Source organism: Sulfurimonas sp. (genome assembly GCF_023229105.1).
In the GTDB taxonomy this organism is placed as follows: Bacteria; Campylobacterota; Campylobacteria; order Campylobacterales; family Sulfurimonadaceae; genus Sulfurimonas.
On the sequence record NZ_JALNZY010000091.1, the window covers coordinates 1 to 7,201 of the forward strand.

7 protein-coding genes are annotated in these 7,201 nt (G+C 34.5%); all 7 read left to right on the forward strand.

Annotated features, from left to right (window positions below; all coding sequences use genetic code 11):
* The first annotated feature begins 15 nt into the window (after positions 1-15).
* Complete coding sequence (gene fliP / locus M0Q17_RS10005; protein WP_295086459.1) at positions 16-753, forward strand: flagellar type III secretion system pore protein FliP; 738 nt, start codon at positions 16-18, stop codon at positions 751-753.
* Positions 754-771: 18 nt separating this feature from the next.
* Positions 772-1,890: a tRNA (uridine(54)-C5)-methyltransferase TrmA gene (trmA, locus tag M0Q17_RS10010; protein WP_295086447.1), complete on the forward strand. Its 1,119-nt coding sequence runs from the start codon at positions 772-774 to the stop codon at positions 1,888-1,890.
* Positions 1,887-2,375 carry a hypothetical protein gene (locus M0Q17_RS10015; RefSeq protein ID WP_295086449.1) on the forward strand — a complete coding sequence of 163 codons (489 nt, stop codon included), beginning with the start codon at positions 1,887-1,889 and terminating at the stop codon, positions 2,373-2,375. Before trmA ends, M0Q17_RS10015 begins: the two co-directional genes overlap by 4 nt.
* Before the next feature lie 43 nt (positions 2,376-2,418).
* A complete protein-coding gene (locus tag M0Q17_RS10020; RefSeq protein ID WP_295086451.1) occupies positions 2,419-3,825 on the forward strand; it encodes a TrkA C-terminal domain-containing protein in 1,407 nt (468 codons plus the stop codon).
* Positions 3,826-3,884: 59 nt separating this feature from the next.
* Complete coding sequence (gene aroB / locus M0Q17_RS10025; RefSeq protein ID WP_295086453.1) at positions 3,885-4,934, forward strand: 3-dehydroquinate synthase; 1,050 nt, start codon at positions 3,885-3,887, stop codon at positions 4,932-4,934.
* Positions 4,935-6,587, forward strand: coding sequence for a mechanosensitive ion channel domain-containing protein (locus tag M0Q17_RS10030; protein ID WP_295086455.1), 1,653 nt, complete (start codon positions 4,935-4,937; stop codon positions 6,585-6,587).
* A gap of 3 nt (positions 6,588-6,590) precedes the next feature.
* The coding region (locus tag M0Q17_RS10035; RefSeq protein WP_295086457.1) for a radical SAM protein at positions 6,591-7,201 on the forward strand (611 nt) is incomplete at its 3' end.

Sequence of the window (7,201 nt, forward strand, 5' to 3'; positions counted from 1 at the left end):
GGCAGCAAACATATAATGTTTAAACTTTTTTTACTAGTATTATTGGGTGCAACCTCAATATATGGGGCTGAAAGTGTTGCTATTCCCACCATGAATTTTGAACTCTCAGCACCTTCTTCGCCGCAGCAGCTAGTCAGCTCGCTCAATGTACTTGTTTTATTAACACTGCTTTTTTTAGCACCTAGCATGGTGCTTGTTATGACAACTTTTACTAGATTTGTAATAGTGTTTGGTTTTTTAAGGCAGGCTCTTGGCACGCAGCAAGTTCCGCCTACACAGCTTCTGGTCATGCTTGCAATGATTTTAACTTTTTTTGTGATGGAACCCGTAGGCACTAAAGCTTATGAAAATGGTATAAAACCCTACATAGAGGAAAAAATCGGCTACGAAGAGGCATTTGACAAAACTGCTCTGCCGTTTAAAAATTTTATGATAAGAAACACAAGAGAGAAGGATTTGGCTCTCTTTTTTAGAATAAGAAAGATGGAAAATCCTACAACAGTTGCAGATGTTCCGCTCTCTATAATCATTCCGGCATTTGTAATAAGTGAGCTAAAGACTGCTTTTGAGATAGGATTCTTACTCTTTTTACCATTTTTGGTAATTGACATGGTTGTTGCATCAATACTTATGTCTATGGGTATGATGATGCTTCCGCCAATCATGATAGCACTGCCCTTTAAGATACTGGTTTTTATCCTTATAGATGGATGGAATCTGCTTATCGGAAATCTTATAGCCTCTATAAAATAGATAAACAAAGTAGATAATATGAATTGTAAATATTTTGGCGAATGCGGTGCATGTAGAGTTTATGAAGAGGGATACGAGCATCAACTCTCTTTAAAAGTAGGTCTGAATCAAGAGAGATTTAAACCTTATTACAAGGATGATATTGCTATTTTTAGATCACCGCAGAGTCACTATCGCTCAAGAAGCGAATTTAAAATCTGGCACAAAGAAGATGAGCTTTATTATGCTATGAACCATATAGACAAAACTGGTGTTGTTCTTGTAGATGAGTGTCCTCAGGTAAGTAAACCCATAGCCGCTTTGATGCCAAAACTTCTAAGTGCCATAGAAAAAAACAACATAGGTTTTAAACTATTTGGTGCGGATTTTTTAAGTTCAAACAGTGGCGAGATTGCAGTTTCACTGCTTTATCATAAAAAACTTGATGCTTCTTGGAGTGAGATTGCTACTAAAATAGCTACTGAGCTTAATATATATATAATAGGACGTAGCAGGGGTCAAAAGGTAACAATAGGGCAAGACCATGTAACAGAAATCTTAAATGTACAAGACAGAGAGTTTAGATTTAACTATATTGAAAATAGTTTTACTCAGCCTAACTCCAGTGTAAATGAGCAGATGATTGCATGGGCTCTTAAAAATTTGCCAAAAAACCAGAGCGACTTACTTGAGCTCTACTGCGGTGCAGGAAACTTTACGATACCTTTTGCGGGAAGATTTAGAAAAGTTTTAGCTACAGAGATATCAAAATCCTCCATAAATGCTGCAAAAGCAAATATGAGTCTAAATAACGTAGAAAATATAGAGTTCGTAAGAATGGGAGTAGAGGAGTTTGTACAGGCTCTTAGGGGAGCAAGAGAGTTTAACAGAATGAGAGATATAGATATAGCATCTTATGACATTAAAACCATCTTTGTAGATCCACCAAGAAGCGGGATGGATGAGGCTACATGTGAATTTGTTTCTGGATATGATACTATCTTGTATATATCTTGTAATCCTGAAACATTGGTTAGAGATTTAAAGATTTTATGTAAAACTCATATAGTAGCAGATATGGCTCTTTTTGATCAGTTTGCATATACTCATCATGCCGAAATGGGTGTTAGATTAGTTAAAAAAGGTAGCTTGCAATGAAAATAATAGTTTTAGTTTTGACAATATTATCATTTTTGTATTCAGAAAAGATAGACTTAAAAATAGAAAATAAAAGATTAATTGAAAAAATAGATAAATTAGAAAACATAGTTAAAAAACAGGAAAAACTTTTAAAAACCAAAGAAAGTAAAGAGAAAAATCATATTTTTTACGCTCAAGAATGTGAAGAAAAGAGCATTTTTCCAAAACTTATTATGAAAGATGAGTATCAAAAGAAGAGTTTTGATAAAGATGAAATTATAACTTTTCAAGCAAGTGCTTTTCGTCTAAAAACAGATAGTATTATATATGATGGGATAAATGGAAATGCTATTGATAAGTGGGAGAGAGGAACCTCCTTTACATCAAATACGATGAGTGAGGGATGGGTTAAAATATCAGGCTATTTTGTAAATAGAAAATGGAAAAAGGCTCAAAAAGAGCTCTGGGTAAGATCAGCTCAGACAATCAAAAGAGAGCAGTAAAGTTATAATGATATAATGCTAAAAAAATTATAGAAGACGGTGTATGAAAAAAATATTAATCATTGGCGATGGCGAAGTATCTAAACATTTTATAAATAGAATTATAGATACGCATACAAGTGAAAATATCTACTATATTGTAGAGACTAAAGCCAAAAAATATAAAAATATAAATCCGTCACGCTTTAAGTTTTATGAGTTTGACCCTACTAGCTTATATAAACTTGCAAATTTGCTTAAAATGGAATTCGCTCAAGTCATAATTGTTATGGATAGCAAGATGGACGTTGAGCATACCGTTAAAAATATAAGAAGCATAAAAAAGCAGCTTCGTATTATTGTTTTAAACAAGTGGAAATTAGAAAACGAGGATTCTAATGTTGTTTTAATCAACTCAAATGAAATTCTCTCATCTAGACTACTTGATTATCTACCCAATGTTCCTGTGATAGCCCAAAATGTAGGGATAGGCGAGGGTGAGATAATGGAAGTATTGGTTCCATTTGGAAGCTCCTTTATCTATAAACATATCGGGGTTATTGAACAAAAAGAGTGGCGCATTGTTGCTATATATAGAAACAGAAAGCTTATTATGCCAAATCGTCGAAGAATGATTCAGCCAAATGACCTTCTGCTTTTAGTGGGTGATCCTGCTGTTTTAAAATCTGTCTATAGGGCTATAAAAAGAGAGTTGGGACAATTTCCTGAACCATTTGGCTCAAATCTTTATATCTATCTAGATATGGATTTATTAAAGTTTGATGCCGCAGAAGATTTTATTAAAAGAGCACTCTTTGTACATGAAAAACTGGGACATACGTTAGTTATAAGGGTAGTGAATCCTAGTGATTTTGATGTAATTTGGATGATTAAAAAGTATCGTAGCCAAAAGGTAATTATTGATATAAATTACAGTAACAAAAAGCTCAAGCAGAGCTTTTTTAACGATATAAAAGTGTATCATGTAGGCTTAGTAATCGTTCCAAATGAAATATTTGATAATTATAAAATGAGAACAACTTTCTATGAAGCGCAAGTGCCTGTTTTTAAAATAGCAGACAAGGATATCTTCAATGTCAAGGATGCTTCTATCATCCTTGGAGACAACCGTGATTTGGAGAAAATTTCTTCAACAATCTTTGATGTTTCTGAGCAGATGAGCCTAAATATTGAACTTTATAATTACATGAATGAACATCAAGAGGCAAAAGAGCAAGTTATTGAGCACTACTACAATTTAGCTACCATCTTTTCAAAGAGTATTAAAGTTATAAAAGAGAGCCAAAACCCGATAAAAAGGTTAAAACAAAAAAAGGATTTTATACAGATTATCCCTTTTACAAAAAAATTAACACAAAGAAAAATCTACTCAATCCTCTCAACTGACAGTGAGAAACTCTACCATAAATTAGACAGTAATCATCAAATATTTATCCCCGTGCAGATTTGATTTAGCCGTTTTTCAGCCTTATTTAAGTATTATACATCTAATTAAATTTTGGATGAATAATGCAAGTACATATAGAACTCAAAAAAGCTGTTGACAACTCCTACGATATAACAATAAACAGACTTCCTAAAATACATTTTGATACAAAAGTGGCAGTTGTTACAAACCAGACAGTTGCTGCTCTTCATTTAGAGTATCTTCTCTCAAATATCAGCGCAAAAGAGTTGCATATTATAACGCTCAAGGATGGGGAAGAGTATAAAAACCAACAGAGTATAGACGAAATTTTGGACTCCATGTTTGAGCATCGTTTTAACCGTAAATCCATGCTTATCGCCTTTGGCGGCGGAGTTATCGGCGATATGACGGGATTTGCCGCTAGTATATATCAAAGAGGAGTTGATTTTATTCAAATACCTACTACACTTCTTTCTCAAGTAGATGCAAGTGTTGGCGGAAAAACAGGTATAAACAATAAGTACGGAAAAAATCTTGTAGGCGCATTTCATCAGCCTCGTGCCGTATATATCGACCCATATTTTTTAACTACTCTTCCTAAAAGAGAGTTCGGTGCGGGAGTTGCAGAAATAGTTAAGATGGCTGTGACGTTTAACAAAGATTTTTTTGAGTTTTTAGAAAATGCCGATTTACATAACCCGCAAATACTTCAAGAAACTATAAAAATGGCAGTTGAAACTAAAGCAAATGTTGTTGCGCAGGATGAAAAGGAGCATGGAGTAAGAGCTGCTCTTAATTATGGACACACCTTTGGACATGTTATAGAAAATGAGACGAAATATAAACAATTTTTACATGGCGAAGCTGTGGCTATCGGTATAGTTATGGCAAATGAAATGGCTATAAAGATGAATCTTATGAGCGAGAAAGAAGCGCTTAGAGTTAAATCGCTTCTGCAGACATATGCTCTGCCTATAAGCTACGAAATAGAAGATGTAAAAGTATTTTATCAGGCGTTTTTTCTTGATAAAAAGAGTTCTGATTCTGCTATAACATTTATTTTACCTCTGGGTATTGGAGATGTTGTAATTACAGATAAAGTTGATACCGGAACCGTTATGTGCGTCTTAAATAAATTTGGAAAAAGATAAATGAAAAAGATAGTTTTTCTTCTCTTACTTGCAGCATCACTCCTTCTTTCAAACAGTACGCAAAATGATAAAAATATAAGCGAAGAAGCACTGCAAAAAATTAAGCTTGCGCAAGAGAGTGAAAAAAAAGAGAAGATTGCAAAATATATCTCAGATTTAAAAGAGATTGAGGCTAAGATAGCAAAAAAAGATAGTGTCTGGATGAAAAGCTACTCCTCATATCTTACATCGCTGGATGTTAGAGAGAGTTTAGAAAAAATAGTAGATAGGATAAATTTTCTTCAAAAAAAGAGAAACAAAACTCTGAGTGAAGCGGATGAGCTTAGTGCGCTCATAGCAAGAGAGAAAATATTGACCTCACAAATAGAGAAGCTTAAGAAAAAAGACAGTTCTCCTTTTTCAGACCTTTTAACTCCGCCAAATATAGATGAAGTCCCGAAAATAAACAATCCTTTTGATATATTTGTCGGTATTTCTCTTATTAAAACTCTAGATAGCGATTTTAATTCTTATATTTTAAAAAAAGATGAATTAAAAGAGCTTATCTTACTTTTAAGGTCTGAAATCCGAATATATGGCGAGATAATGGCTCTTGATGAGGAGAATGCATATAATGAAAAAGCAGAACTAAAAATCAAGCAGTTAGAGAGATTTGAATCTGCTCTTGACACCATAAAGGTAACTGCTGATGTGTATCAAAAAAGATTGGATATCGTAGAGGTAAATATTAACAAAGAGGTAGAAGTTCAAGTACTTAAAATCGCTAAAATAGGCGTTGTCGTACTTATAGTCTTTGTTTTTTTCTTCTTGTTAAAGTTGTTTATTAAGAAATATATAACCGACAATGAACGTTTTTACATGGCAAATAAGATTATAACATTCGTTAATTTTACGCTCATAGTCTTGATTCTCTTTTTTAACTATATTGAAAACGTAAGCTATCTTGTTACCATCTTGGGATTTGCTTCTGCGGGTATTGCTATTGCCATGAAAGACTGGTTTATGAGCTTGCTCGGCTGGCTTGTAATAGTTTTTGGCGGAAGCATACATGTAGGAGATAGAATCCGCGTTGACATGGATGGAATGATGTATGTCGGTGATGTTATGGATATATCACTTTTAAGAATGACTTTGCTTGAAGATATCACGCTCACCGCGATTGAACATAACAGAAGAGCCGGAAGAATTATTTTTGTGCCTAATAATTATGTATTTACAAGAATGATAGCAAACTATACCCACAGCACACTAAAGACTGTTTGGGACGGAGTTAGGATTACTATCACATATGACTCAAACCATAAAAAAGCGATGTACTTAGCCAAAGAGATAACTAAAAAATTCTCCAAAGGATATACAGATATAACTAGAAAACAGCTAAATAAACTTAGAAATCAGTATAGTTTGAAAAACACAAATGTCGAGCCTAGGATTTTCTCCTTTATAGAGCCAAACGGTATAGCCATTGATGCTTGGTATTTGACAAATGCCTACGCAACACTTACTCTAAGAAGCGTTATCTCTACCGAGATTGTAGATGCTTTTATAGCAGAAGATGATATTACGATTGCTTACCCTACTCAGATGCTTCATTTGGAAGAGTCAGCCAAAAAACGAAAACCGCCGTTTGCTATTAACGAAGAGATTATATAAAGCATGAAAAAAGTATATTTTAAAACATTTGGATGCAGGACAAATCTTTATGATTCTCAGGTTATGATGAGTTCCATGCAAGAGTATAGCGTGACAGAAGATGAAAGCGAAGCAGATATAATCGTAGTCAACTCCTGCACGGTTACAAACGGAGCAGATTCGCATGTTCGTTCATACATCTCTCATGTCGAAAATAGCGGTGATGCTAAAATCTTTTTAACAGGCTGCGGTGCTCATACAAAAGGCGAAAAGCTTCTAGAACAAGGGCGCGTTGCAGGCGTATTTGGACAGAGCAAGAAGATAAATATCGATGAGATGCTCTCTAAGGAAGAACCATTTTATGAGCCGGGAGATTTAAATTATATCGATGAGAGCGTGGTAGATGATTTTATCGGCAAGAGCAGGGCGTTTATAAAGATACAAGAGGGATGCAACTTTCGTTGTTCTTACTGCATAATTCCACATGTGCGCGGGGATGCAAGAAGTATGGATGAGCAGAAGATACTAGAGCAGATTGAGAGGCTTGCCCGCAATGGTTTTGGAGAGTTTATTTTAACAGGAACTAATGTAGGAAGTTATGGGCAAAAAACTGATAGTTCCTTAGCCTCGCTTAT